This window comes from Embleya scabrispora, from assembly GCF_002024165.1.
GTDB classification, from domain to species: Bacteria; Actinomycetota; Actinomycetes; order Streptomycetales; family Streptomycetaceae; genus Embleya; species Embleya scabrispora_A.
Map to the genome: position 1 here is coordinate 5,392,798 of NZ_MWQN01000001.1, position 26,156 is coordinate 5,418,953.

The following is a 26,156-nucleotide window of genomic DNA, read 5'->3' on the forward strand; positions in this document are numbered from 1 at the left end:
TCAGCCTCCCTTTCCGGCCCGGTTGGTTCGGGCGAGCAGCCACATCAGATACGGGGCGCCGACCGCGCCGGTGACGATGCCCACCGGCAACTCGGTGGGCGAGAAGGCGAGTCGGGCGGCCAGGTCGGCGGCGAGCAGGGTCGCGGCGCCGACCAGTCCGCTCGCGATCAGCGGGATGCCGGCGGTGCCGGTCAGGCGGCGGGCGATCTGGGGTGCGCCGAGCGCGACGAAGGCGACCGGTCCGGCCGAGGCCGCCGCCACCGCCGCCAGGCACGTGGCCACCACGAGCAGCGCGATCCGGGCCCGGTGCAGCGGCATGCCCAGGCTGAGCGCGGTGTCGTCGTCGAACTGGAGGAGTTGGTAGGGGCGGGCCAGCGCGAGCGTGAGCGGCACCAGGACCAGCAGCGCCAGGCCCACCCAGCGCACGTGCGCGTAGTCGCGCCCGTTGAGGCTGCCGGTGAGCCACACCATGGCCCGCGACGCCTGGTCGATGTCGGCGCGCGCGAGCATCCAGCGGGTCAGCGCCATCAGCACGCCGTGCATGGCCAGGCCGACCAGTACGAAGCGGTAGCCGGTGATGGTGCCGCCGCGAAAGGCCATCACGTAGATCAGGGCCGCGGTGAGCAGCGCCCCGGCGAGGGCGCCGAAGGGCACGGCGCCGAAGGACGCGGCGCCCGCCGAGGTGACGCCGCCGAGCAGGATCGTGCCGACCGCGCCCGCGCTCGCGCCGGCGGAGATGCCGATCAGGTCGGGTCCGGCCAGCGGATTGCGGGTGACGGCCTGGAAGACGGCCCCGGCCAAGCCGAACGCGAGGCCGACGAGCAGTGCGGTGAGGGCGCGCGGCAGCCGTAGTTCGCGCACGATCAGGTCGGCGTCGCCGGAGCCGACGCCGAGCAGCGAGTCGACGACGTCGCGGACCGGGATGGAGTAGGTGCCGATGGACACCGACGCGACCAGGCCGCACGCGATGACCGCGAGCAGCGTGGTGGTGACGATCGCGACGCGCGGGCGTACGGACACGCCGACGGGGCCGAGTTCGACTCTCATCGGGCGTGCTCCTTGAGCTTGCCGCGCTTGACCAGCGCGATCAGGAACGGCGCGCCGAGGATCGCGGTGACCACGCCCACCTCGAGTTCGCCGGGGCGCGCCACCACTCGGCCGACGACGTCGGCGCCGATGGTCAGGGTCGCGCCCGCGAGGCCGGAACACGGTACGAGCCAGCGCGCGTCCGGGCCGGTGAAGGCCCGCACCACATGCGGAACGACCAGGCCGACGAAGGTGATCGGGCCGGCCGCGGCGACCGCGGCACCGGCGAGCAGGATGACCGCGAGGGCGCCGAGCGCGCGGGTGGCGCCGACCTTGACGCCGAGGGTCGAGGCGAGGTCGTCGCCCAGGGCGAGGGCGTTGAGCCGCCCGCACAGGCCCAGGGCCAGGAGCAGCCCGACGGCCACGAACGGCAGCAGGCGCACGCCGAGATCGGTGTCGCGCCCGGCCAGCGAGCCGACCGCCCAGAAGCGGTACTGGTCGAGGGTGCGTACGTCCAGGAGCACGAGCGCGTTGGTGAACGCGTCGAGCAGCGCGCTCACGGCGGCACCGGCGAGGGCGAGTTTGGCCGGGGTGGCGCCGCCGTATCCGGTGCCGCCGACGAGGTAGGCGAGCAGGCCCGCGACCGCGCCGCCGAGGAAGGCGAACCACACGTACTGGTAAGGGCTGGTCAGTCCGAGCAGGCCGATGCTCGCGGCGACCGCGCAGGCCGCCCCCGCGCTGACCCCGATCAGCCCGGGGTCGCCGAGCGGGTTTCGGGTGATGTCCTGCGCGACCGCGCCCGCCACGCCGAGCGAGAGGCCCACGAGCAGGCCGAGGAACGTACGCGGCACGCGCAGGTCCCGAACGATGACCGCGTCCCCCGCACGACTGCCGCCGAGGGCGTGCAGGACGTCCGCGAGTGGAACGGTCTTGGCTCCGATGGCGAGCGACGCGAACACCACGATCGCCAGGGCCGCGAGCAGTACGGCCGCCACCGTGACCCGGCGGCCGGCGCCGTGGCGGACGGGCTCCGCCGGCCGGGCGGGAGCCGCGCGTGGAGCGGCGAGATCGATGTTCGAAGGCACGAACGTAAGGTAAGGCACGCCTAATACCCGGAAAGCACGACCCTGCCGCTTGTGTCTGGATAGGTAAGGCTAACCTCATCCCCACTTCCCGGATGCTCCCGGATGCGGACGGCCGCGCGCCGCACCGGGTCCGGGCGTCCCGCCGTATCGCTCATCCCTGGAGGGCACATGCTCACGCTCGGACGCCGCAGACGGCGCGCCCGTCTCGGCCTCGCCGCACTCGCCATCGCGCTGACGGCGGGCCTGACCGCATGCGGCGAGGGCTCGGACGACAAGGCCGAGGGCGCCGGCGGGTCCACGGCGGCGTCCTCCGGCGGGGCCGCCTCCACGGCCTCCTTCCCGCGCACCATCACGCACGACAAGGGCACCACCACGATCAAGGAGAAGCCCAAGCGGGTCGTGGCGCTCGACAACAGCCTCGTCGAGGCGGTCGCCGGCCTCGACGTCCCGCTGGTCGGCGGCATCGGCTCCTACCGCGACCAGAAGGGCTTCCCGGCCCGCCTCGGCGACGCGGTGAAGAACACCAAGGACGTCGGCCCGCTGGACAGCCCCAACCTCGAACAGATCGCGCTGCTCAAGCCCGACCTGATCGTCTCCGCGACCGTGCGACACGACCAGCTCTACGCCCAGTTGGCCAAGATCGCGCCGACCGTCTTCGTCAAGACCACCGGCCCGACCTGGAAGGACAACGTCAAGCTCGTCGGCCGGGCGCTCGGCGAGGACGACAAGGCCGGCGCCAAGCTCACCGCCTACGAGACGCGCGCCAAGAAGATCGGCGACGCGATCAACACGAAGGCGAACAAGCCGACGGTGTCCATCGTGCGCTTCGTGGACGGCCCGACGCGCATCTACCTGAGCAAGACGTTCAGCGGCATCATCCTGAGCGACATGGGCCTGGCCCGCCCCGAGAACCAGCGCGACCCCGAGAAGTTCAACATCGAACTCAGCGAGGAGCAGATCGGGCAGGCCGACGCCGACCACATCTTCATGACCACCTTCTCCGGCGGCGAGGAGCGCAAGAACAAGTTCCTGGCCAACCCGCTGTGGCAGCGCCTGAAGGCGGTACAGGCCGGGCACGTGTACGAGGTCAAGGACGAGAGCTGGATGACCGCGGTGTCCCTCCAGGGCGCGGACGTGATCCTGGACGACCTGGCCCGCACGTTCGGGGTCGACCCGGCGAAGTAACCGATCCGGGCCGCGCGGCGAACGGCCGCGACGCGACGACGGAGGAGGCCGCCGACCGTGCACACGGTCGGCGGCCTTCGGCATGTTCGTCGCGGGTCGGGCGGAGCCCGTCCTCAGTCGCGAAACGCCAGCATCGGGATCAGCGCGTTGTCCACCAGGGATTCGATCTCGGCGTCGGTCATCGGCACGCCCGAGACGGTGAAGCGCTGGCACAGGAACGTGGGCCCGGTCAGCACGCACTCCGGGGCCAGCGCGCCCTGGCGGGCCTCGCCCCGGGCGATGGCGTCGGCGATCACCTCGGTCAGCAGCGCCGTCCACGGGCCGACCACGCGCTGCTCCCACATCTCGGCGAACTCGTGGTGTCGGCTCAGTTCGCCGCACAACATGCGCGTCCCCAGGCCCAGCGGGCCGAGCATGCTGCGCGCGATGGCTCCCAGGTAGACGATCAGGTCGCCGCGCAACGCGCCCGGGAAGGACAGGGATTCCGGGTCGGGCAGCGTCGCGGAGATCGCGTCGGCCACCATGCCCACCTTGTCCGGCCAGCGCCGGTACAGCGCCGACTTGCCGGTTCCGGCGCGGGTCGCGACGCCCTCGAAGGTGAGGCCCGCATAGCCGCGTTCGCCCAGCTCGGCGAGCACGGCCTCGGTGATCGCCCGCTCCAGCGTGACGCCGCGCTTGCGGGGGCGCTGTCGGTAGTCGGTGACCAGCAGGGCTGTCTCGACGTGACCGGCGCGTACTCCAGTGCTCACTGTCACCTCCGACTGCCATGCTACAGAAAACGTTTGCGTTCTCTAAGGCATAAGCTCTAGATTCACGTAGAGAACGCTCACGTCCACTAGCAAGTCCACTAGTAGCAATGCGAGGCAATCCATGACGACGGCACCTCCCGAGGTGGCCGGTTCGACCGGATCCCCGTCCGCCGAGGCGCCGCACGCGCGTCGCGGACTGGCCCTGGCCCTGCTCGCAGGGGCCCAGTTGATGATCGTGCTCGACGCGACCATCGTGAACATCGCCCTTCCCGACATGGGCAAGGCGCTCGACATCAGCGAAACATCGCTCTCCTGGGTGATGAACGCCTACATGCTGACCTTCGGCGGCCTGCTGCTGCTCGGTGGTCGACTCGGTGACCTGTTCGGCCGACGCCGGCTCCTGGCGCTCGGCCTGATCGTGTTCACGGTCGCGAGCCTGCTCGGCGGGTTCGCCGGCAACGAGGCCATGCTGCTCGCCTCGCGCGCCCTCCAGGGCGTGGGCGGCGCGATGGTGGCCCCCGCGGTCCTGTCGTTGGTGACCACCACCTTCGAGGAAGGCCCGGAACGCAACAAGGCGTTCGGCGTCTACGCCGCGGTGTCGGGCATGGGTTCGGCGGTCGGCCTGCTCATGGGCGGCCTGCTCGTGGAGTACCTGTCCTGGCGCTGGGTCATGTTCGTCAACGTGCCGATCGGCATAGCCCTGGTGGCCGCGCTGCCGCTGGCCATCCCGGACGACGCGAAGACCGGCGAGAAGGCCGTCTGGCGCGGCCGGTTGGACATCCCCGGCGCGCTCACCTCCACCCTCGGTGTCACCGCGCTGGTCTACGGCGTGATCCGGGCCGCGGACAAGAGCTGGGGCGACGGGCTGACCATCGGCTCGCTGGCCCTGTCGGCGGTGCTGATCGCCGCCTTCATCGTGATCGAGCTCAAGGTCGAGCGACCGCTCATGCCGATGCGGCTGTTCCGCAACCGCAACCGCTCCGCCAGCTACGTGGTGATGGCGCTCGCCGCCGGCGGCATGATGGGTTCGTTCTTCTTCATCACCCTCTACATGCAGCTCGTCGCGGGCTACTCGCCGATCAGGTCCGGTCTCGCCTATCTCCCGCTGTGCGCGGGCGTGATGGTCTCGGCCCAGTTCACCAGCGTGATGTTGCCGAAGATCGGCCCGCGGGTGCTGCTGACCGTGGGTCCGGTCCTGGCCGCGGTCGGCCTGTTCTACTACGCGATGCTCGACGTCGACTCGGGCTACGTCACCGGCCTGCTGCCCGCGATGATCATCTTCGGTCTGGGCATGGGCCTGATCTTCGTCGCGATCATGGCCACCGCGGTGGCCGGCATCGCCCCGGAGGACGCGGGCATCGGATCCGCGATGCTCAACGTCACCCAGCAGGTGGGCGGCGCCGTGGCGATCGCGGTGCTGACCACGATCTACTCCAGCGCCAAGGACGACAAGCTGCGGGACGAGGTGGCCAAGCTCGGCGGCAAGGCCCCGGACCTGCACGCGATCAAGGCCGCCCTCACCGAGGGCTACACGGCGGGCTTCATGACCGCCGGCATCCTGCTCGCCGTCGCCGCAGTGATCGCCGTCGCGGTACTGCGGGTCGACAAGTCGGAGCTGCCCGCCGAGACCACCGGCGGTCTGCACTAGGACGGGCATCAGCCGTCGTCGCCGGGCGGTCCTCCGCTCGCCCGTCGACACCTCGACACCCGGGCCGGTTCCCACGAACCGGCCCGGGTGTTCGCGGTCCGAGAGTGCGACACGTCCGAAAAGAACCGATCAGTGGAGTAATTTCCGCTTCGCCGGCCACTCTTCGTGTTCGATGCCTGGGGGATTCCCCCGTGTTTCGGTCCAAGCGGGACGCGGCGTGGGCGGCGGAGCGAGCAGGCGGGTACCCTGCGACAGGCAGCGGGTGCTCCGCCCCGGGGCACCTCTATCGCGACGACGGGACGACCGGCGCCGTGGCACTCCTCCCGCCTGTTCCTGTCGAAACAGCCGCTCGGCGGGGATGATGGGCGGTGGAGCGACTTCGGGGGGATTGTGACGGAACACGGATGGCCGGGTGAGCCACCGGCCAAGGGGGATCCGGAACGGATCGGCCCCTACGCGGTGCTCGGCCGACTCGGCGCCGGCGGCATGGGCCGTATCTATCTGGGGCGTTCGCCCTTCGGGCGACTGGTCGCGATCAAGACCATCCGCTCGGAGCTGGGCGGCGACCCGGGCTTTCGCGCGCGCTTCGCCCAGGAGGTGGCCGCGGCCCGCCGGGTCAGCGGCGTGTTCACCGCCGCCGTGGTCAACGCCGACCCCGACGCCGCGGTGCCGTGGCTGGCCACCGCGTACGTGCCCGCGCCCTCGCTGGAGTCGCTGGTGCGCGCCTGCGGCCCGCTGCCGCCGCGCGCGGTGCGCTGGATGGCCGCCGGCATCGCCGAGGCGCTGGAGTCCGTACACGCCGCCGGCCTGGTACACCGCGACCTGAAGCCGTCCAACGTGCTGGTCGCCAGCGACGGCCCCAAGGTGATCGACTTCGGCATCTCGCGCGCCGCCGACTTCGGCTCGCTCACCATGACCGGCGTCGCCGTCGGCACCCCGGCGTACATGTCGCCCGAACAGGCGCAGGGCGTGCGCGACATCACCCCCGCCAGCGACATGTTCTCGCTCGGCGCCACGCTGGTGTACGCGGCCACCGGGCACTCGCCCTACCCCGACCGCAAGCCCGCCGAGGCGCTGCTGCGCCTGGTCACCGGCTCGCCGGACCTGGAGGGGCTGCCGACCGAGCTGACCGGCCTGGTCAACCTGTGTATGCAGCGCGCCGCCGAACACCGGCCGAGCCCGACCCAGTTGCTCAACCAACTCGCCCCGCTCCTGGACGACAGCGACGCGGACAGCCAACTGCCCGACAACGCGTCGGCGATGGTGCAGCGGTTCGAGAGCCAGTACCGGCCCACGATGGGCCCGCGCACGCCGCCGGTCCGCGAACTCGTCGAGCCCGACGGGGAGCAGCGGCCCGAACTGCCGGAGAACGTGCGTCCGGACCCGAACAACATGGGCAAACTGCCCAACCAGGTGCGCCAGGAGCCGCGTCCGGCGCCGCGCCCGGAGACCCACCGGCCACCGCCGCCCCAGCGTCCGCCGACGAACCCGACCCGCAAGCCGCCGCCCCGGCCGCCGGCCCCGCCGACGAACTCGCCCACGGGCGGCCCGCCGGGCGGCTCGCGACCGGTCTCGGGACGACCGGTGTCCACGTCCTCGCCTTCGCCGGCGCTGCCGACCGAGCGGGTGGCCCGGCCGCCCGCCCCGATACCCAACTCTCCGGTCACGTGGCCGGAGAGCGGTCCCGACGTGCCCCGCCAGCACCCCACGCCGCCGCGCACCCCCACCGGCGGCATGGAGGCCGCGCCGGTGTGGCGGTTCGCCGCGACCGGCGAGATCCTGACCCCGCCGGTGCGCGCGGGCTCCGGGCGGACCGCCCGCGTACACGTGCACAGCAACGACAACGGGCTGCACACCCTGCATCTGGCCACGCGCGAGTGGCGGTTCGACTCCTCGGGCTGGTCGCACCCGCCGGCCGTGGACGGCGAGCTGATGTACCTCAGCAGCCAGGACAACCACGTCTACGCCCTGGAACTGACCTCGCGGCAGTGGCGCTGGAGCTTCCCCACCGGCGGTGAGGTCGTGGCCGCCCCCGTGGTCGCCGACGGCACCGTCTACTTCGGGTCCAGCGACAACGCGCTCTACGCCGTGGACGCGGCCACCGGGCGCTGTCGCTGGCGGTTCCCCACCGGCGGCTGGGCCACCTCGCCCACCGTCGTGGACGGCACGGTGTACTTCGGCTCCAGCGACCGCTGCGTCTACGCGCTGGACGCGGCCACCGGCTGGTGCCGCTGGCGCTTCCCCACCGGCGGCTGGGTGTCCTCGCCGACGGTGGCCAACGGGATCGTGCACGTCGGCAGCACCGACCAGTACCTGTACCTGCTCAACGCCGGCGACGGCGCGATGCGCGGCTGGTTCGGCGCGGGCGGCCCGGTCGCCCAACCGGCCACCTCGGGCAACCTGTCCTTCTTCGGCAGCGGCGACGGCGGCCTGTACGCGGTCGACGTCAACACCACGCGCTGCGTGTGGCGTTACGGCGCCGAGGGCTGGGTCACCTCGCCCGTGGTCGCCGAGGACATGGTGTACGCGGGCAGCAGCAACGGCTCGGTGCTCGCGGTCGGCATGGGCGGCGAGCCCCGCTGGCGGTTCACCACCGGCGGTCGGGTGACCTCCCCGATCGTGGCCGACGGCCTGCTCTTCGTGGGCAGCGCCGACCGCCACCTGTACGTCCTGGACGCGGTCACCGGCAAGGGCCCGTCGGCCGGGACCAACGGCTGAGCGCGGGGCGGGCGAACGCGCCCGCCCCCGACCCCCGCGACACGCGACGATCCCGGAGCCGTCGCCGGCGAACCGCGGTTCGCGAGCTTCGACTCCGGGATCGTCGTCGGGTGTTCGATCCGGGTCAGCGCGCACCGATGGGGGTGTAGTCGCGCAGCGCGACGCCCGTGTACACCTGGCGCGGACGGCCGATCTTGGCCTTCGGGTCGGCGATCATCTCCTGCCAGTGCGCGATCCAGCCCGGCAGCCGGCCGATCGCGAACAGCACCGTGAACATCTCGGTGGGGAAGCCCATCGCCCGGTAGATCAGCCCGGTGTAGAAGTCCACGTTCGGGTAGAGCTTGCGCTCGACGAAGTAGTCGTCGGCCAGCGCGCGCTCCTCCAACTGCATCGCGAGGTCGAGCAGTTCGTCCTTCTTGCCCATCCGGGACAGGACGTCGTCGGCGGCCTTCTTGATGATCGTCGCGCGCGGGTCGCGGCTCTTGTACACCCGGTGGCCGAAGCCCATCAGGCGGACGCCGTCCTCCTTGTTCTTCACCTTGTTCACGAACGCGTCGATGTCGCCGCCGTCGTTCTTGATCTGCTCCAGCATCTCCAGCACCTGCTGGTTGGCGCCGCCGTGCAGCGGGCCCCACAGCGCGTTGATGCCGGCCGAGATGGACGCGAACATGTTCGCCTGGCTGGAGCCGACGAGGCGCACCGTCGAGGTCGAGCAGTTCTGCTCGTGGTCGCCGTGCAGGATGAGCAGCTTGTCCAGCGCGTCCACCACGACCGGGTCGGCCTTGTACGACTCGGCCGGGACGGCGAAGGTCATCCGCAGGAAGTTCTCGACGTAGCCGAGCGAGTTGTCCGGGTAGAGCATCGGCTGGCCGACCGACTTCTTGAACGCGTAGGCCGCGATCGTCGGCAGCTTGGCCAGCAGCCTTATCGCCGAGAGCCGGACCTGCTCCTCGTCGAACGGGTTGTGGCTGTCCTGGTAGAACGTCGACAGCGCGGACACCACGGACGACAACATCGCCATCGGGTGCGCGTCGCGCGGGAAGCCGTCGTAGAACCGCTTGACGTCCTCGTGCAGCAGCGTGTGCTGGGTTATCTCGTCGCGGAAGTTGTCCAGCGCGCTCACCGACGGCAACTCGCCGTAGATCAGCAGATACGCCGTCTCCAGGAAGGTCCCCTGCTCCGCGATCTGCTCGATCGGGTAGCCGCGGTAGCGGAGGACGCCCTCCTCGCCGTCGATGAAGGTGATCGCCGATTTACACGCGGCGGTGTTGACGAACCCTCCGTCGTAGGTCACCAGCCCCGTCTTTGCGCGCAGCGTCGAGATGTCCATGGCGGTGTCGCCGATGGTGCCCTCGATCAGCGGGAAGGTGTGCTCGTTTCCTTGGTGGCGCAGTACTACCGAGTCCTCGCTCATGGGGGTCCCCTACTTCTCGGCTCAGGCTCCGGCAGCCACCCGGATCGTGTCCGTGCGGTTCCGGTCTTTGTGACATGTGTGCATCAGTACGAATAGCAGGCGCACGAGGCGGCCTCGCAGCCACCTCCCACCTGGGCGACAAACCGTGAGCCGCGTCACCTGACCCAGGGTGCCGGGTCGCAACGCCCTTGGTCACCGCCGACTCGGGGCGCGACGGTGCCCTGTGTTTCGGCTTCCCGCTTCGGGGGTCACCCATGCGGCGTCATGATGAGGGGCACACGATGGGGCGGCCGGGGGGACGTGGCGTGACCGACGACGGACGACGGGGGCCGGCGCCCCTGGACGCCTACGATCCGCGCCGGATCGGGCCCTATCGGGTGTTGTCCCGGCTCGGCCGCGGCGGCATGGCCCGGGTCTTCCTGGGGCTGTCCCCGGCGGGTCGGCTGGTGGCGATCAAGACGATCCTGGCCGAGTTGGACCACGACGAGGACTTCCGGCGGCGGTTCGCCCGCGAGGTCCAGGCGGCGCGGCTGGTGAGCGGGGTGTTCACGGCCGCGGTGGTGGCCGCCGACCCGGCGGCCGCGCGGCCCTGGCTGGCCACCGCGTACGTGCCGGCGCCGTCGCTGCGCGAGGTGGTCGACGAGTGCGGCCCGTTGCCGCCGGACGCGGTGCGGTGGCTGGCCGCCGGGGTGGCCGAGGCGCTGGGCGCGATCCACGGGGCGGGTCTGGTGCACCGGGACCTGGCCCCCGGCAACATCCTGGTCACCTTGGACGGGCCGAAGGTGATCGACTTCGGGCTCGCCCTCGCCCAGGACCAGGACACCGTCAACCTGGTCGGCACCATCGCCTACATGGCCCCCGAGCAGGTCGAGGGCGAATCGGGCACGGTCCGCTCCGACGTGTACGCGATGGGCGCCACGCTGCTGTTCGCGGGCGCCGGGCACGCGCCGTACCAGGGCAGTGCGATGCGGGTGATGAGCGCCGTGCGCAACCGCGACCCGGACCTGAGCGGGCTGCCGGCGGAGCTGCTGCCGCTGGTCGAATCGTGCCTGCGCCGCCGGGCCGATCGGCGGCCGACCCCGGAGCGGGTGGTGGCCGACTTCGCCGAGCTGCTGACCGGCCGTCGGCGTCCGTACGAGGCGGCCGCGTGGTTGCCCCGGCCGGTGCTGGACCTGCTGCACGAGCACGAGCGGCGGATCCGGCCCGGCGTGGACACGCCCCGGCCGCGCGCCCCGCGCCCCGCGCCGGAGCCGGAGGCGGTGCGCGCGCCCACGCCCGAGCGGCCGCGCCAGGGCGGGGCCCACCGCACCGGACCGGATCGGCCGTCGCCCGCCGAGCCGACCCGGCCGATGCCCGCGCCCGGCCCCACCCGGCCCTACACGCGCGAGCCGTACCGGTCGGCGCGGGCGCCGATGCTGGACCGGATCCTGTACGACCTGCCCGGAGCGGGACCGGCCGGCGTGCTCGCCTCGTCCCTGGCCGACGCCGACCTGCGCCGGTGGCACCCGGTGCTGGCGCCGATGATCGACCCCGAACCCGGCGCAGGGCGCGCGGCCGACCGGCCCGCGGTCCGGTTCGGCCCGCTCGGTGGTCGCCCGACGCTGATCCGGCGCACCCCCGGCCGCGCGCTGGTGCTGATGGCCCCGGCCCGCGCCGACCCCGCCGCGGTCTCGCTCGCCGGCCCCCGGCACGCGCTCGCCCTCGGCGCCGCCTCGGGGGATCCGGCCGGCCTGGAGCAGCCCACCGGCCGGCCCTCGCCGCGGCTCGACCCGAAGGTGCTCGACGCCGAACTGGCCCGCTGCGCGCCCCGCCTGCGGGCCCGCGCCGGCACATCCGCCGACGTGCTGACGGACGTGGTCGCGGCGGTGCTCGCCCGACCCGACGAGACCTTCGCGCTGTCCGAGGCGGACGGCGTACCGGACCCGGAGGCGGTGTTGTGGGGCCTGTGCGACCTGGTCGGCCCGCTGCTCCCGTACACGCTGTCCTTCTCCACGCTGGCCGCGCCGGAGCCGATCGACGAGCCGCGCCTGGTGGTGCACGCGCGGTGGCCGGAGCGGGAGGCGCGCTCGGCCGGGCGGCGGCGCCATCGCATCGTCCCGGGCGAGGAGCTGTACTCGATGGGCGACGTGCACCGCACCGCCGCCGAGGCCCTGGTGCGGTGCTACACCGGCCCCGACTGGACCGGCGCGGCGGCCGGGCTGACCCCTTCGGGCCCGCTCCGCGCAGCCGCGCCCGCCGACCGCTCCCGGCGCGTGCTGCGGGCCCTGGAGGGGCGCTGAGCGCCCGCCGTACCGGCTACCCCGGCGGTCGGAGCAGCCCCGCGGTCAGGCCCTCCAGCAGGCCCCGGCCCAGATCCTCGCCGAGCGCGGCGGCGCCGCGCAGGTCGGTGACGAACATGCGCAGCGCGCGGAAGGTCTCCCCGTACGCCCGCTGCCGCTCCGGCGGCAGCAGCGGGATCTCGATCCGCCGCACGTCGACCCGCACGATGCTGGAGCCGTAGCCGGCCCGCCGCGCGTGCGCCGGGTCGGTCAGGAACCCGGCCAGGAACCACGGATCCAGCGCGGCCGGGTCGGGGCGCAGCAGGTGCAGGTTGGGCCCGAGGACCGCGTCCTGCTCGGCCGACCCGGCGACCCGGACCGCGCTCGCCCACCCGTGCTCGTCGCCGCCCAGCAGGGTGGGCACGATCACGTCCCCGGCGTGGATCCGGGGGTGCTGCGCCTCGTCCGCCTCGGCCGCGGACAGGCGCCCGCTCGGCGGCACGGCGGCGGCCAGGTCGGCGGTGGTGAGCATCGGCACGGTCGGGCCGGGGGGCGTCTCGTGGCCGACCCGCCCGGGCCGCGACGCACTGCGGTACAGGGTGACCGCGCCGGTGCGGGCCAGGTCGGCGAGCGCGACCGAGCGCCACGTCCCGGCGCCCTCCTCGGCGGCCGGCACCGCGGGCACCAGGTGCGGCAGCCGGGCCAGCAGGGCGAGCAGCCGGGCGCGGGTGTCCTGCACCCGCTCGGCCACGTTCGCGTCGGTCTGCGCGGGCAGGTTGTGCGCCGGGGTCAGGTCGACGTTGTCGTCGAGGAGTTCGATCAGCGGTACCGCGCGGTGTCGGCCCGGGATCTCGGCCAGGCCCGCCGGGTCGGCGCGGAAGTCGCGCCAGGCGCGCAGCGCGGTGTCCGCCGCGACGGGGTCCGCCAGGTCGTCGAGCTCGGCGAACAGCACGTGTGAGGGCATTCGCTCGCCCGAGGGCCGCTCCAGGATCCACAGGTGCAGCGCCACCCCGAACGGCGGCGCGGCGCCGGCGGGCAGGCCGAACACCGCGCGCAGCGCGCCCCGGCGCAGCAGTTCGGCCCGGATGCGGCGGCCCGAGCCGCGGGCCGCCACCGCCGGCGGCATCAGCAGTACCACCCGCCCGCCCGCCTCGGTGTGGCCGAGCGCGTGTTGCACCCAGGCCAGTTCGGATTCGGTGCGCGGTGGCAGGCCGTACTCCCACCGCTGGTCGTAGGCCAGTTCGTCGTGCCCCCAGTTGCGGTCGTTGAACGGCGGGTTGCCCACGACGGCGTCGAAGCGGGCGCCGGGCCACGCGTCGGCGCGCAGTCCGTCGCCCTCGGCGATGGCGATGTCGGTATCCGGTGCGGCGTCCGGATGCAGCGCGAGGCGGACCCGGATCAACCGGGCCAGGGCCGGTGCCTCGGTCTGCCCGCGCAGCGTGCGCGCCGAGCGGACGAAGCCGAGCAGCAGGTCACCGTGGGTGGTCGCGGGGTTGAATACGGTGACCGGCTTCTCCCGTCCGGCGCCCGCGAGTTCGGCGATCAGCGCGACGGTGGCCGCCGGTGTGGCGCCGCCGGGGCTGGCGGGCGACTCGGCGAAGCGGGCGTACAGGTCGGCGAACACGGCGGGCGCGCCGCGGGTCGCGGCGAGGTCGCCGGCGGCGCGGAGTCGATCGGCGTGCGGGCCGACCGGCGCGGGTGCGCCCGCGAGCAGGTATTCGCCGATGTCGGCGAGCCGGTCGGCCACGTCGCCGTCGGCCGCGATCAGGCGCCACAGCCGCTCCTCGGGCGCGACCTCGGCGATCTTGCCCTGGGCGCGCAACCAGCCCTCCACGTCGGCCAGCGCGAAGGTGGGGCTCGCGTCGCTGCCGCCCACGGGACGCGGGAAGTCGTCGAAGCGGCGACGCCAGTTGCTCACGGCGGCGCGCCCGACACCCGCGATGCGGGCGATCTCGGCAGCGGTGACCTGGGGGCTGGTGGGCACCGTCTTCTCCTCTGACCTGGGGTGTGAACTCCGGGAAGTCAATCATAGAGAAGCGACGCAATGTCGGCGAGGATGCAGTGTTGACATCGTTCACAGCTACTGTTTCCATTGACCCAGGCAGCAAGGTGCAACCCCGGAAACACCCGCACCGTCCGTCTGTCTCCGCAGTGCCTGCGAGCAGCGACTCCGAGCAATGACACCCATGCAGTGCTTCCGAAGGGAAAACCTCATGTCCCCGATCGCTCCCCGGCCGACCGTTCTCCGGCAGCCCGCTTCGACCGCGACCCCGCGGGGCCGGCGCCGGGGCCTGATCACCACCGTGGCGGTCGCCGCGACGATCGCCCTGACCGGCTCACTCGCCGCATGCGGCCCGAAGAAGGACGAGGGCAAGGCGTCCAGCGCGACGGTCGAGTCGCCGAAGACGACCGGCGCGGCGGACACGAGCGCGGCACCCGGCGCCGGGCCGGCCAAGACGGAGAAGAGCGACAAGGGCGACAAGAGCGAGCCGAAGGGCGGCACCGACAAGGTCGCCCAGGACCTGCTCGCCTACCTGAAGACCACCAAGCACGGCGGTGTGGTTTCCGAGGTGCGGATCGCGAAGCAGTACGAGCGCTACGAGGTCACCGTCAACACCACGCTGCCCGCCGAGCCCTCCATCACCGAGGACATCAAGGGCGCCAACGCCCGGATGGACAAGGGCCGGAAGCTCGCCGTCGAGGCCCTGCAGTGGACCCAGGACTCGGCCACCCTGACGATCTCGTCGGTGTCGGTGCTCGACAAGGAGAAGGGCACCGCCGGGATCGAGAACGGCGCGGAGAAGGACGGCGACAAGGCCGGCTCGGAGAAGTACGCCGCCGACATGCTGGCCAAGCTGAAGACCACCACCTACGGCTCCGTGGTCACCAAGGTCCGGATCGCCAAGACGTACTCCGGCTACGACATCGCCGTCATGACCACGCTGCCCGCCGAAGTCTCGCTCACCGAGAACCTGACCGCCGAGAGCGCCCGGATGGACAAGGCGGGCAAGCTCGCCAACGAGGCGAAGCAGTGGGCGCAGAGCAACACCGGCCGCAAGGTCTCCTCGGTCGAGGTGCTCGACGTGGAGAAGGGCATGGCCGGGATCGAGAACGTGGGCTGAGACCCGGGCCGGGATCCGGGCCGGGATCCGGGCTTCCGGGTCCTTCGGACCTTTCCGGCCATTCGGGCCGATGAACTTTCATCCGGGGGGATGGGGGCCACGAGGGCGATCCGCCGAAGGGCGGGTCGCCCTCGTGCGTTGTCGCGGACCCGCGTCGTACCCAAGCGCAGATCACATCGCGGATCGCTTGAATGACTCGGTCAAGGATCCTAGGGTCCCCGCCATGGCCACCTCCAGCTCCACCGGGTCCGCGGCAGCCGCGCCCGATCCCGTACTCGCCGCCCTGACCGCCCCCGACGGCCCGTTCGCGCTCGTCGAGGAGGACGTGCTCGGCGTCCCGCTGCGCGTCCTGGCCGAACGGCCCCGCTCGATCACCGCCTTCGTCGAGCGGGCGCGCGGGTTCGGGGATCGCGAGTACCTGGTCCACGAGGACCGCCGGATCACCTTCACCCGACACGTGCGTGACGTCGCCTCGACCGCGCACGCGTTGCGCGAGCGGTTCGGGGTCGGACCGGGGGATCGGGTGGCGATCCTGGCGGCGAATCGGCCCGAGTGGTTGACCGCCTTCCAGGCCGCCGCGGCGCTCGGCGCGATCGCGGTGGGCATGAACGGGTGGTGGGCCGGCGACGAGATCCGCTACGCCGTCGCGGACTGCGCGCCCACCGTGCTGATCGCCGACCGGCGCCGACTGGAGCGGCTGGGCGGCGCGGTCGCCGCCGCGGGCGAAACGGGCCTGCCCGTGGTGGAGATGGAGGGCGACTTCGCCGCGCTGACCGAGCACGCCCCCGACGCCGACCTGCCGCCGGGCGCCGCCGACGAGGACGACCCCGCGCTGATCCTGTACACCTCCGGCACCACCGGCCGGCCCAAGGGCGCCGTACTCACCCATCGCAACGTGGTGGCCATGCAAAACCTCCAGGCGCTGCTCGCCGCCCGGGCGAGCGCGCACCTGCCCGCCGCCGCCCGGGCCCAGGCGCCGCCCGGGAGGTGGCTGGTCAACAGCCCCTTCTTCCACGTCTCGGGCCTGCTGGCGGGCGCGGTCGCGGCGCTGGCCGGTGGGCAGACGATGGTGCTCTACCCCGGGCGGTTCGAGGTGCCCCGACTCCTGGAACTGATCGAGCGCGAGCGCTGCACCACGTGGTCGCTCGTGCCCACGCTCGGCTGGCGGGTGGTCAACCACCCCGACACCGCGCGGCACGATCTGTCCTCGATCGTGCGCCTCGGCGGCGGCAGCGCGGCGTTCTCGCCCGAACTGGTGCGCCGGCTCCAGGAGGTGTTCCCGAGCGCCAAGGGGGCGCTCGGCGTCGGGTACGGGCTGACCGAGTCCGGCGGGGTGGCCACCACGGCGGGCGCCGCGCAACTGGAGGGCGAACCGGGGGCGATCGGAACGGCCGTGCCGACGGTGGAGGTGACGATCCGTTCCGAGGACGGCACCGAACAGCCGGACGGCGTCGAGGGCGAGTTGTGGATCCGCAGTCCGCTGGTGATGCGCGGCTACTGGCGCAACGAGGAGGCCACCGCGAAGGCGCTCACGCCGGACCGGTGGTTGCGCACCGGCGACCTCGGCTTCGCCCGCGCCGGCCGTTTCCACCTCGCCACCCGGCGCAGCGACCTGATCCTGCGCGGCGGGGAGAACGTCTACCCGGCCGAGATCGAGCACTGCCTGGACGCGCATCCGGACGTCGCCGAGTCGGTGGTGGTCGGCGTACCGCACCCGGAGTGGGGCGAGGAGGTCAAGGCGATCGTGGTCCCGGCCCAGGGCAGCCCGGTCACCGCCGCCGAGCTGGGCGCCTACGTGGCCGAGCGGCTGGCCCACTTCAAGGTGCCCGCGCACTGGGAGTTGCGCGCCGAGCCGCTGCCCCGGACGCCGACCGGCAAGGTGATCCGCGCGGTGGCCACGGGCGGCCGCCCCGCCGACCTCGTCGAGGAGTGAACGACGCGAGCGGGGCCGCCGGCCGTGATCGCCGCCGGCCCCGCTCGGGAGCACCGCCGCGCAACGCGGCGCCGGGTCAGTCGTTCTTGTGCAGGTCCTCGTTCAGCGCGCCCCACGACTTGGTCCGGGCGATCGCCTCGATCGTGCCGGTGACCGAGTTGCGGCGGAAGAGCAGGCCGTCGCGGCCGGAGAGTTCGGCGGCCTTGACCACCGTGCCGTCCGGGGTGGTCACCCGGGTGCCGGCGGTGATGTAGCAGCCCGCCTCCACGACGCAGTCGTCGCCGAGCGAGATGCCGATGCCCGCGTTGGCGCCGAGCAGGCAGCGCTCGCCGACCGAGATGGTCTCCTTGCCGCCGCCGGACAGCGTGCCCATGATCGACGAGCCGCCGCCGATGTCGCTGTGGTCGCCGACCACGACGCCGGCGCTGATCCGGCCCTCGACCATGGACGCGCCGAGGGTGCCCGCGTTGAAGTTGCAAAAGCCCTCGTGCATCACCGTGGTACCGGGCGCCAGGTGCGCGCCCAGGCGGACCCGGGTGGCGTCGGCGATCCGGACGCCGGCGGGCACCACGAACTCGGTCATCCGCGGGAACTTGTCCACCCCGGCCACCTCGAACGGCACGCGCGCGGCGCGGGCGCGCAGCCGGGCCGCGGCGAGGCCGTCCACCGGCACCGCGCCCAGGTTGGTCCAGGCGACGTTCGGGAGCACACCGAACAGGCCCTCCAAGCTCTGCCCGTGCGGGCGGACCAGGCAGTGGCTGAGCAGGTGCAGGCGCAGGTACGCGTCGTGGGTGTCCACCAGGGGGGCGGCCAGCGAGGCGATCACCGTGCGCACGGCGACGACCTCGACCCCGCGCACCGCGTCGGCGCCGAGGCCCGCGATCGCGTCGGGGCCGAGCGCGGCCAGGGCCTCGTCGGCCGACAGCCGCACCGTCTCGGTCTTGCCGTCGGCGTCGCCCGAGGTCAGCTCGGGTGCGGGGTACCAGGTGTCCAGGACGGTGCCATCGGCGGCGATCGTGGCGAGGCCGGCGGCGACGGCACCAACGGGGGAGGAAGCAGCAGTGTCGATCACCCCGCTACCGTACCGAAGGCCCGGGCCGACACCGAGCGCCGCCCGACGACGTCAAGCCCGATCGGCGGGTCCCACCGCTCGACACGGCGCACGTCGCGCGCGACTACGTTTCCGACCCCCGCGTGGCCCCATCCCGGAACGGCCAGGTTTCCGTGCGGTCGTCGTCCACGTCCGGGCGGATGTTGCCGCCGTGTGGGATGCCGTACGGGCTGTAGCCGCCCGGGTATTCCTCGACCCAGTCGGCGGACTCGGCGCGTTCGTGGTCGATCGGTGGCCGCGCGGTGCTGCCGACCAAGGCCTTGACCATCTCGGTCGCCCGCATCTGAACCGGGATCGCGCCGCAGGCCATCGCCGTCTGGCGGGCCCGTTCCAATTCGCCGATCGCGTCCTGCTTGTGGTTGTCCTTGCGCAGCCGGTCGCCGTAGGCGAGCAGTGCCTTGGCGTATTCGTAATTGGCGCCGACGCCCTCCAGGGCGACCGCCGCGTCCCACAGCGCCTGAAGCGCGTTGGGATTGTCGTCCAACTCCGCGGCCACTCGCTTGGCCTGACCGGCGGCCACCGGGGCGTAACACGCGTCGGCGCGGGCGACCGCCTGCTTCGCCACCTTCTTGGCCAACTCCTGATTCTGCAAAGGACCTTCGAGACTCAGTGCCTGCGCGAGCAACAGTCCCCACGGGCACCACGCGGGGTTGTCCATGCCACGAGCGCGGAGCTTTTCGCCGAGGTCGGTCAGCGGCTGGATCACCTCGGTGTGCCTGCCTTGAGCGATCCGCAACTCGGCGAGCACGATCGCGGGCACCGGCAGCACGCGGGCCGCCTGGTCGGCCTTCGCCGCATCGTCGAAGCCGACCCGCCTGGAGGTGTGTTCGGCCAGTTCGAGGTCGCCCTGCGCGATCAGGGTCTGGATCAGCACGCCCGCCGCATACCACTTCGACGGCGTGTTCTCACCGAGTTGCATGGCCATGTCCAGGCCGATCTCGGCCTGTTCCCGAGCCTCCTGGAGCCGGCCCATCCGATACAAAAGCATCGCCTGGAACGCGTGGCCGTAGGACAGATGCGAGCGCTGGCGACCATTGTCGCGCAGCTCGGCCATGCCCTTGTCCAAGAGCGCGCGGGCCTCCTTGAACAGGTCGCAGTGAATGAACGTCAGAATGAGCACCATCGGGATCTCGAAGCCCCAACCGTCCTCGATCCAACTGAAGCCCGCGCGCTCTCCGTTCGGCGCCTCCGGACCGAGCGCCGCGCGGGCGAACTTGGTGGTGGTCTGCAGCCGGCGCCCGCTCAGCACGCCGTACCAGGCGACCAGAGCGAACAACGAGCAGTTCGTGCGCGTGGTGGCGTGCTCGGTGTTCAGACGCACGGTCAACCGCTGGAGGTCGTGCGCCCGCGAGGCGAAGCTGGTGTCGTCCTCCCAGAACGCGGCCCACATGAACAGGTCGGCATACAGCCGGTGGCGGGTCCGGCCGACCGGGGTCTTCTTGATCTCCTCGTCCAGGAGTTCGATGCTCTTGCGGAGTTGGCCATTGAACGCGAGCGAACGGCCCAGTTCGCAGACGATGTTGGTGCGCAGTTCGGCGCCCGGCGGGCACGCGGCGAGAGCCCGCCTCAACGGTTCCAGGCTGGCCGGGGGATTGTTCACGAAGTAGGCGCGGCCGATGTTGTAGTGGATCTTGGCGTGCATTTCCTTCGGCGCGAGCTGGGCGAGCGCGTGTTCGAGGTAGCGCACACCCGCCTCGGGCACACCCGACGCCAGACATTCGCGAGCCGCGCTCACCGCGGTTTCGGCGGCCCACTCGTCGATGGTGCCGAACACCTTCAGGAGGTGGGTGGCGGCGCTCTGTGCGGAAAACCCGTCCTCGCGCAACATGTGGGCCGCCCGAAGGTGCATCGCGCAACGCTCGCTGAGCGCGAAACAGTGGCTGTAGACCGCGCGTTGCACCAGCGAGTGGGTGAACCCCCACGCCGATCGCTCGTCGTCGACGGCGGTCAGGATCTCCTGCCCGTAGAGGTCCGCCGCCGCCGTCATGACGGTCTGCGGGCTCAGCCCGGTCAGCGTGGCGATGCGCTCGACGTTCATGTGCGGCGTCAGGATCGCGGCTGCCATCGCCACCCTGCGCGCCGCGGGCGCGAGTCGGTTGAAGCGCTCCTCGAACTGGTCCTTGTGGTAGGCGTACGCGGCGTGATCCGCCATCTCGGTGCCGTACCGCGCGATCCCGGCGGCCGTCGGCGGGATCCCGGTCTCCTCCACGTAGCGCAGGAGTTCGCGCAGGGTCTGCGGCAGGCCGTTGACGTAGCGGTGGCAGTGGCGGACGAACTCGTCGTCGACGTGCCGGTCGGCGAACCGCCGGCGGATCACCGAGGCGACGCCGTCGACGGTGAGTGGGGCGAGTTTGCCGAACTCGGTGGCGGCGACCTTGTTCAGCGCCCGCAGTGCCGGGCGCAACGGCTCCTCGATCTCGTCGGGTCGATACGAGATCACCAGCAGGATCGGCAACTCGACGACCTGTAGCGCGAATCGAGCGAGCCAGTCGAGCGAGGAGGAATCGGCCCAGTGCACGTCGTTCACCACGAGGAGCAGCGGTCCGCCATGCGCCGGCAGGTGGCTGCGCATGACCGCGTCGAGGCCGGCGCGCACGTTTTCCGGATCCGGCGGCGCCTCGGGCTGACGCGGTTGCGTGCCGAGGATGGGGGCGAGGACGCCGTACCACTCGCCGAGTCGCTGCCGCCGGCCGGCGTCGTCGAGCCGATGGATCTTGACGAACAGCCGCTTCACCAGGCCGTAGACGCGGACCTTCTCCAGGTCGTAGCCGGTCACCGCGAGCGTTTCGAAGCCCTCCGTCCGCGCCGTGGCCTCGGCCCACTCCAGCACGGCCGACTTGCCCATGCCGGCCACACCCTGGACGACCGCGACGCGGCCCGAGCCGGTTCGGCGCACAACGGCCATGTTTTCGCGGAGTTCGCGTTGCAAGAGGTCGCGCTCGACCAGAGGCGTAGGCTCCGGGGCAGAGGCCGGATCGGGTGTGTGCTCGCGCCCCGTGCCTTCCGGGCGCGCTGCCGTGCGTCCTGCCGTCATCGCGCAACCTCTCTGCCGTGCGTTCCCACCCCGAGCCCGCGCGGATCGATTACGCGCCGTGGCGGATCACTTGCGCTACCCATCCTGCGCCAAGTCCGCAAGCCATGTCTTCGACTTGGCCGAGAAGTCCTGTCGACGTCCTCTCTTCGAGTGGCCCGATTTCGGAACGGGAACGGATGTGCGGTCGATTCGGCAACCGGGCGCTTGGTACGCGAGCATGCAGCCGGGGCTCGTGTTCGACCGCCGGCGGGCCCGCAGAACTCGACGAGGCATGTTCGACCAGAAAGGCCGTGACACCCGTGTTGGGACCGCAGATCGGTGTACCCGTCACTCCTGCCGCGTCGGTGCGGATCCCGCCCGAATCGGGCGAGTTGCGCTATCAGCGGTGCGGCGCCTGCGATACGGCGAACTTCGCCCCCACCGAGATGTGCCGTGGCTGTTCGTCGCGCGCGCTCCAGTGGGCCACCAGCGCCGGGCGCGGCAGCGTGTACAGCTGGACCGTGGTGCGCAGGCCCCAGGCGCGCCCGTTCGGCGGCGCGCACGCGGTGGCGATCGTGGATCTGGACGAGGGCTATCGCATGCTCACCAACCTGGTCGAGGTCGAACCGGCGGAGATCCATTCGGGGATGCGGGTGCGGGTGGACCTGCGACCGACGGGGGAGGAGCGGGTGTTGCCGTTCTTCACGCCCGACCGAGGCTGAGACCTTTCGCACTCCCGCCGAGCGTCCCGGGCGGAAGCCGGCGCCCGGGACGTCCGACCGGCCGCGTCCGGGCGGGGCCCCGACGAGCAGCCGGTCCGAGCAGCGGGTCCGCGCCGTCCGGACGCAGCCGGCGGCCGGACAGGCCGGCCGGGGCCGGGCGTTCGCCGAGCGCCCGGCCGACCCGGGTCGGAGCCGCGATCCCGCGGGCGGCGCGCACCGGCGGGCTCCCCCGAGCGGCGCGAGCAACGCGCCTCGCCCCCGGCGGCCGCACGACCGTGCCGCACGCCACCTCGCGGCCGTCGTCCGGGCGCACCCCCGACGATCCGGTCCCGGCGCATCGATGGGCCCACCGCCGGCGCGCGGGGTGGGAGCGCGGCGCGGCGCGTGGAGCCCCGACTGTTACCCGCGCCCGCGCCCGGCGCAGGCGCGTCGGCAACGTTCGACGGCGAGTGTCACGCGAACGGTCGCGGATCCCGCGCGCCGGAGCAGATCCAGGCGCGCGCTGCCGCCACACAAGGGAGTGATGGGTGTCATGCCCTGATCGTATACCCCCTAGGAGTATTTGCCGGTTAGGATTCGATTCCGGTGGGGTCGCGCATCATCGCGGTCGCCTCGGGTAGACCGCCGAAACAGGGCCCGTTCGAACGCAGCAGGAAGACAGGAGACGCGATGACCACCACCGCGATCGCCGCTCTGGCGACGTTGTTCGTCGGCCTCGCCGGCTGCCTGTGGCTGCTCACCCGGGCACGCCGCGCCGAGCGCATGACGGCCGCGGTGTTGATGTGCATGTTCGCGTCGCTCGCGCTGGTGTTCTACTCGATCGGCCAGGGCGGTATGGGCGCCCTGGATGCCGCGCTGCTGCTCGGTGTGGCCGCTCCGGTGGGCACGCTGACGGTCGCGGCCCGCGGTCGCGGCCTCGGCCGCACGGCCGCCGGTCGCGACCATCGTGCCCGGTGATCCGCCTGCCGTGACCGATCAGGTCCGGCCGCCGCCACCGCGACGCAGGAGGAAGGACACACACAGCCAGACCAGCGTGGTGGTGCAGCCCATGATGATCAGCGCGAACGCGATCACCACCAGGTAGGCGCCGGACGTGGTGATCAGCGCCGCGAACACCGCCGCGAACAGCACGACGAGCAACAGCACGTGCCAGGTGCCGGAGAGTGTCGGTCGGCGCATCCTTCGGCGGGCGCGCCCCGAGGCCGGCATCGAGCCCGCGCCCGGGACGACCCGGCCGCGCACACCGCCGCGCCGACGGTTGCGGGAAGGACGCATCGTGCGCAGCGCGAGGTCCAACTCCTCGTCCTTGCGCAGCTCGTACTCGATCTCCTCCAGCATCCGCCGCTCGTTCGGCGTCAGACGCACTTCCTCCATCATGTCGTTCGCCCCCTACCGCAGTTCCGCCCGCATCCCACGAGTACGGCCGAACGGTCGTCGCGACACGGCAGGGACAGCCGACGGCGCGGACCGTACTCAGAGGGTCCCCCGCAGGTGGCGATGTGACACCTGGCAGAACGAGAGATGACAGGTGGTGACATTTCCTCGGATCGCTCTGCGGGCCCGGGGACGGGGCGTCCGGTGAGCCGGCGCGGGCCCGCCGGCGTGCGTGCCTCCGCGCGCGCGAGGCCGCCGGGTAGGGTCACCCGTTATGGCCAACGGAACCACTGACGAAAGGTCGGGCGAGGCGCCCGACAAGCCCGCCGAGCTGCTGGACCTGCGGGACAGCATCGACAACATCGACGCGGCCCTGATCCATCTGCTGGCCGAGCGGTTCAAGTGCACCCAACGGGTCGGCGTGCTCAAGGCCGAGCACCGGCTGCCGCCTGCCGACCCGGAGCGCGAGGCGGTACAGATCCGCCGGCTGCGCGCGCTGGCCGAGAGCGCGAAGCTCGACCCGGACTTCGCGGAGAAGTTCCTCAACTTCCTGGTCGCCGAGGTGATTCACCACCACAAGGCGATCGCCGGCGCGTGATCGCGTGATCGATCGCCGTCCGGCTCGTTGAAACGAACGCGGACATCGGCCGCCCCGCGTCGGTGCGGTCCGGCCATCTCCCCTGCGCCGCTTGCTACTTACGGGGGAAGATCGCGCGCCCCCCGTCACCGGCACCCCCCTCGCGCGTTGGACGTCGTGGAACCCCGGTTCCACCGTCTATCGATCGATGGGAATAACTACCAGTGAACAAGCTCACCAAGGGTGCGGTCGTCACCGCCGCCATTCTCGGCGGTTCGGTTACGGTTGGGGGCCAGGCGTTCGCCGCCGCCGAGGCGGACGGCGCCGCCGTCGACTCGCCCGGCGTGCTCTCCGGCAACAACATCCAGGTGCCGGTGCACGTGCCGGTCAACGTCTGTGGCAACACCGTGAACATCATCGCGGCGATCAACCCGACGTTCGGCAACACCTGCGTGAACGGTGACGGCGTGGAGACGCCGATGCCGGGTCACCCCGCTCCCGGCCACCCGGGCCACCCGGCCCCGCCGCCGCACCAGGTCCCGCCGACCGACGACTGTCCGCCGGAGCTTCCGCCGCCGCCGCCCGTCCCGCCGACCGACGACTGCCCGGACCCGACCGGTCTGGCCTCCATGGCGAGCGGTGCCGCCGGCGCGATGATGGGCTGAACACCCACGTCACGGCCGTACCGGCGGCGGCCCCGGCACACCTCCCAGGTGTGCCGGGGCCGCCGCCGGTTTCCGGGCCGGTGCAGGCGGGTCAGCCCACCGGGGTGCGCTCCACCGGGCGGGGCTCGCGCAGCCGACGCGGCGCGGGCTTGTCCTTGGGAGGCTTCCCGAACGCCTCGCAGACGCCGTACACGGCGATCACCAGACAAATCATGGTGAATCCGCCCAGCACCCCGAAGAAGCCGCGCAGCGCCTCGGTGCGGTCGGCGTCGCCGGTGATCAGGATCAGTACGCCGAGCAGCGCCCCGGCGATCGCCATCGCGGCCACCGCGCGGGCGAACTCGACCACCTCGTAGCGGACCCGCTCCGGGCCCCGTCGCGGCGGTCGCCAGGGCAGCGGGCCGCCCAGGAAGTGGTAGCCCACCCGCTGGTCCACCCAGCGGATCGCCCGGTGCCCGAAGACCGCGGTCATCCCGATGTACAGCGCGGCGATCCCGTGCCGCGACCCGGCGGTGGCGCCGCCGCGCAGGTCCACCACGGCGACCACGAGCAGGATCACCTCCAACAGCGGTGTGCCGTACAGGAACACGTTGCTCAGCCGGCGGCGGTGCAGCACGTAGCGGCTGAGCAGGCCCAGGGCGATCAGCACCCAGAAGCCCACCTCGCAGGCAACGATCATGGCGACGACCACGGTGATCCCCCCTTCGGACGGCTCGGGCCCGCCCGACCCCGCGCCCGGGGCGGGCGACGGCGGTCTCGAACGGACCCCACCAGCGTCTCCCGGGCACGCCCGCGGCGGATCGTCGGCAGGGCGGATTCCGCCGTACAGACAACGATGTAGTCGGCGCACGACACGTCGTGGCAGGCCCGGCCCGGGATCGGGGGATCCGCGCCGCGCGTGCCGGATAGTGTGCTGAGCAAGGCCGAACAGCAGGGAGAGCACATGGCGCAGGAGCAGCCGGACGGTCGGGTCATGGTCGAACTGGTGGACCCGCAGGGGAACACCATCGGCCTCGCGGAGAAACTGGAGGCACACCAGCCGCCGGGTCTGCTGCACCGGGCGTTCTCGGTTTTCCTCCTCGACGAGCGGGGCCGGGTACTGATGCAGCGCCGGGCCCTGACGAAATATCACTCGCCGGGACGCTGGTCCAACACGTGTTGCAGCCACCCGTTCCCGGGCGAGGAGCCCCGGGAGGCGGTGCTGCGCCGGCTGACCGAGGAACTGGGCGCCAAGCCCACCGTCCTCGAACCGGCCGGTCTGGTGACCTACGACGTCACCGACGAGGTCTCGGGCCTGGTCGAGAAGGAGTTCAACCACCTCTTCGTCGGCCTGGTCGGCGGCGAACTCGGACTCAACGCCGAGGAGGTCGACGACGTCGCGTACGTGCCGCTCGACGAACTCGACGCGTGGCTGGCCGAGCACGATCACACCGCGTGGCTGAGCGCGGTGCTCGAACCGGTGCGCGCACCGCTGGCGGCGCTGGCCGCACGCTGAGCGAACACCCGAGCGGAGAGGGCGGGCCCACGACACCGGGCCCGCCCTCTCGCTCGTGTCC

Annotated in this window: 20 protein-coding genes; 11 read left to right on the forward strand and 9 right to left on the reverse strand. The window is 72.3% G+C overall.

Annotated elements, in window-relative coordinates; all coding sequences use genetic code 11:
* Window positions 1-1,047: a FecCD family ABC transporter permease gene (locus tag B4N89_RS23845; RefSeq protein WP_078977849.1), complete on the reverse strand. Its 1,047-nt coding sequence runs from the start codon at window positions 1,045-1,047 to the stop codon at window positions 1-3.
* Complete coding sequence (locus B4N89_RS23850; RefSeq protein WP_235618748.1) at window positions 1,044-2,111, reverse strand: FecCD family ABC transporter permease; 1,068 nt, start codon at window positions 2,109-2,111, stop codon at window positions 1,044-1,046. The genes B4N89_RS23845 and B4N89_RS23850 overlap by 4 nt, the downstream gene beginning before the upstream one ends.
* A gap of 168 nt (window positions 2,112-2,279) precedes the next feature.
* Between B4N89_RS23850 and B4N89_RS23855 the strand changes: the two genes are divergently transcribed.
* A complete protein-coding gene (locus B4N89_RS23855) occupies window positions 2,280-3,296 on the forward strand; it encodes an ABC transporter substrate-binding protein (RefSeq protein ID WP_078977850.1) in 1,017 nt (338 codons plus the stop codon).
* A 113-nt stretch (window positions 3,297-3,409) separates the two neighbouring features.
* Here B4N89_RS23855 and B4N89_RS23860 read toward each other — a convergent pair whose 3' ends face one another.
* Window positions 3,410-4,045, reverse strand: a complete 636-nt coding sequence (locus tag B4N89_RS23860) for a TetR/AcrR family transcriptional regulator (protein ID WP_161500797.1) — start codon at window positions 4,043-4,045, stop codon at window positions 3,410-3,412.
* 121 nt (window positions 4,046-4,166) lie between these two features.
* On the opposite strand from B4N89_RS23860, the gene B4N89_RS23865 reads away from it, so the two are divergent.
* Entirely contained in the window at window positions 4,167-5,693 is a 1,527-nt protein-coding gene (locus tag B4N89_RS23865) for an MFS transporter (RefSeq protein ID WP_078977852.1), read from the forward strand.
* A 390-nt stretch (window positions 5,694-6,083) separates the two neighbouring features.
* A complete protein-coding gene (locus tag B4N89_RS23870) occupies window positions 6,084-8,411 on the forward strand; it encodes a PQQ-binding-like beta-propeller repeat protein (RefSeq protein WP_078977853.1) in 2,328 nt (775 codons plus the stop codon).
* A gap of 124 nt (window positions 8,412-8,535) precedes the next feature.
* On the opposite strand, the gene B4N89_RS23875 is transcribed toward B4N89_RS23870, so the two are convergent.
* On the reverse strand, window positions 8,536-9,825 hold the full coding sequence (locus B4N89_RS23875) for a citrate synthase (protein ID WP_078977854.1): 1,290 nt from the start codon (window positions 9,823-9,825) through the stop codon (window positions 8,536-8,538).
* A gap of 305 nt (window positions 9,826-10,130) precedes the next feature.
* Here B4N89_RS23875 and B4N89_RS51600 point away from each other — a divergent pair, with 305 nt between their 5' ends.
* Complete coding sequence (locus B4N89_RS51600; RefSeq protein ID WP_235618749.1) at window positions 10,131-12,104, forward strand: serine/threonine-protein kinase; 1,974 nt, start codon at window positions 10,131-10,133, stop codon at window positions 12,102-12,104.
* Between the two features lie 16 nt (window positions 12,105-12,120).
* On the opposite strand, the gene B4N89_RS23885 is transcribed toward B4N89_RS51600, so the two are convergent.
* Entirely contained in the window at window positions 12,121-14,067 is a 1,947-nt protein-coding gene (locus B4N89_RS23885; RefSeq protein ID WP_078977856.1) for an N-6 DNA methylase, read from the reverse strand.
* 229 nt (window positions 14,068-14,296) lie between these two features.
* Here B4N89_RS23885 and B4N89_RS23890 point away from each other — a divergent pair, with 229 nt between their 5' ends.
* Together B4N89_RS23890 and B4N89_RS23895 are read left to right on the forward strand one after the other, a co-directional pair.
* Window positions 14,297-15,205, forward strand: a complete 909-nt coding sequence (locus tag B4N89_RS23890; RefSeq protein ID WP_078977857.1) for a hypothetical protein — start codon at window positions 14,297-14,299, stop codon at window positions 15,203-15,205.
* A 223-nt stretch (window positions 15,206-15,428) separates the two neighbouring features.
* Window positions 15,429-17,138 (forward strand): class I adenylate-forming enzyme family protein, encoded by a 1,710-nt coding sequence (locus tag B4N89_RS23895; protein WP_078977858.1) that lies wholly within the window; start codon window positions 15,429-15,431, stop codon window positions 17,136-17,138.
* A 76-nt stretch (window positions 17,139-17,214) separates the two neighbouring features.
* Here the strand turns inward: B4N89_RS23895 and dapD are convergent, their stop codons facing one another.
* Together dapD and B4N89_RS23905 are read right to left on the reverse strand one after the other, a co-directional pair.
* Window positions 17,215-18,210, reverse strand: a complete 996-nt coding sequence (gene dapD, locus B4N89_RS23900; RefSeq protein ID WP_078977859.1) for a 2,3,4,5-tetrahydropyridine-2,6-dicarboxylate N-succinyltransferase — start codon at window positions 18,208-18,210, stop codon at window positions 17,215-17,217.
* 103 nt (window positions 18,211-18,313) lie between these two features.
* Window positions 18,314-21,283 (reverse strand): ATP-binding protein, encoded by a 2,970-nt coding sequence (locus B4N89_RS23905; RefSeq protein ID WP_078977860.1) that lies wholly within the window; start codon window positions 21,281-21,283, stop codon window positions 18,314-18,316.
* A gap of 290 nt (window positions 21,284-21,573) precedes the next feature.
* Between B4N89_RS23905 and B4N89_RS23910 the strand changes: the two genes are divergently transcribed.
* Window positions 21,574-21,984, forward strand: a complete 411-nt coding sequence (locus B4N89_RS23910; protein ID WP_235618751.1) for a Zn-ribbon domain-containing OB-fold protein — start codon at window positions 21,574-21,576, stop codon at window positions 21,982-21,984.
* Between the two features lie 669 nt (window positions 21,985-22,653).
* Window positions 22,654-22,941: a hypothetical protein gene (locus B4N89_RS23915; RefSeq protein ID WP_078977862.1), complete on the forward strand. Its 288-nt coding sequence runs from the start codon at window positions 22,654-22,656 to the stop codon at window positions 22,939-22,941.
* An 18-nt stretch (window positions 22,942-22,959) separates the two neighbouring features.
* Here B4N89_RS23915 and B4N89_RS23920 read toward each other — a convergent pair whose 3' ends face one another.
* Window positions 22,960-23,361 (reverse strand): hypothetical protein, encoded by a 402-nt coding sequence (locus B4N89_RS23920; protein WP_078977863.1) that lies wholly within the window; start codon window positions 23,359-23,361, stop codon window positions 22,960-22,962.
* Between the two features lie 271 nt (window positions 23,362-23,632).
* Here B4N89_RS23920 and B4N89_RS23925 point away from each other — a divergent pair, with 271 nt between their 5' ends.
* Complete coding sequence (locus B4N89_RS23925) at window positions 23,633-23,956, forward strand: chorismate mutase (RefSeq protein WP_078977864.1); 324 nt, start codon at window positions 23,633-23,635, stop codon at window positions 23,954-23,956.
* Between the two features lie 203 nt (window positions 23,957-24,159).
* The gene (locus tag B4N89_RS53060) at window positions 24,160-24,600 is read left to right on the forward strand and encodes a chaplin (protein WP_078977865.1); all 441 of its coding nucleotides are present in this window, start codon (window positions 24,160-24,162) and stop codon (window positions 24,598-24,600) included.
* A 91-nt stretch (window positions 24,601-24,691) separates the two neighbouring features.
* Here B4N89_RS53060 and B4N89_RS23935 read toward each other — a convergent pair whose 3' ends face one another.
* Complete coding sequence (locus B4N89_RS23935; protein ID WP_143658065.1) at window positions 24,692-25,279, reverse strand: hypothetical protein; 588 nt, start codon at window positions 25,277-25,279, stop codon at window positions 24,692-24,694.
* A 264-nt stretch (window positions 25,280-25,543) separates the two neighbouring features.
* Here B4N89_RS23935 and idi point away from each other — a divergent pair, with 264 nt between their 5' ends.
* Complete coding sequence (gene idi / locus B4N89_RS23940; protein WP_078979582.1) at window positions 25,544-26,095, forward strand: isopentenyl-diphosphate Delta-isomerase; 552 nt, start codon at window positions 25,544-25,546, stop codon at window positions 26,093-26,095.
* Window positions 26,096-26,156 lie beyond the last annotated feature (61 nt).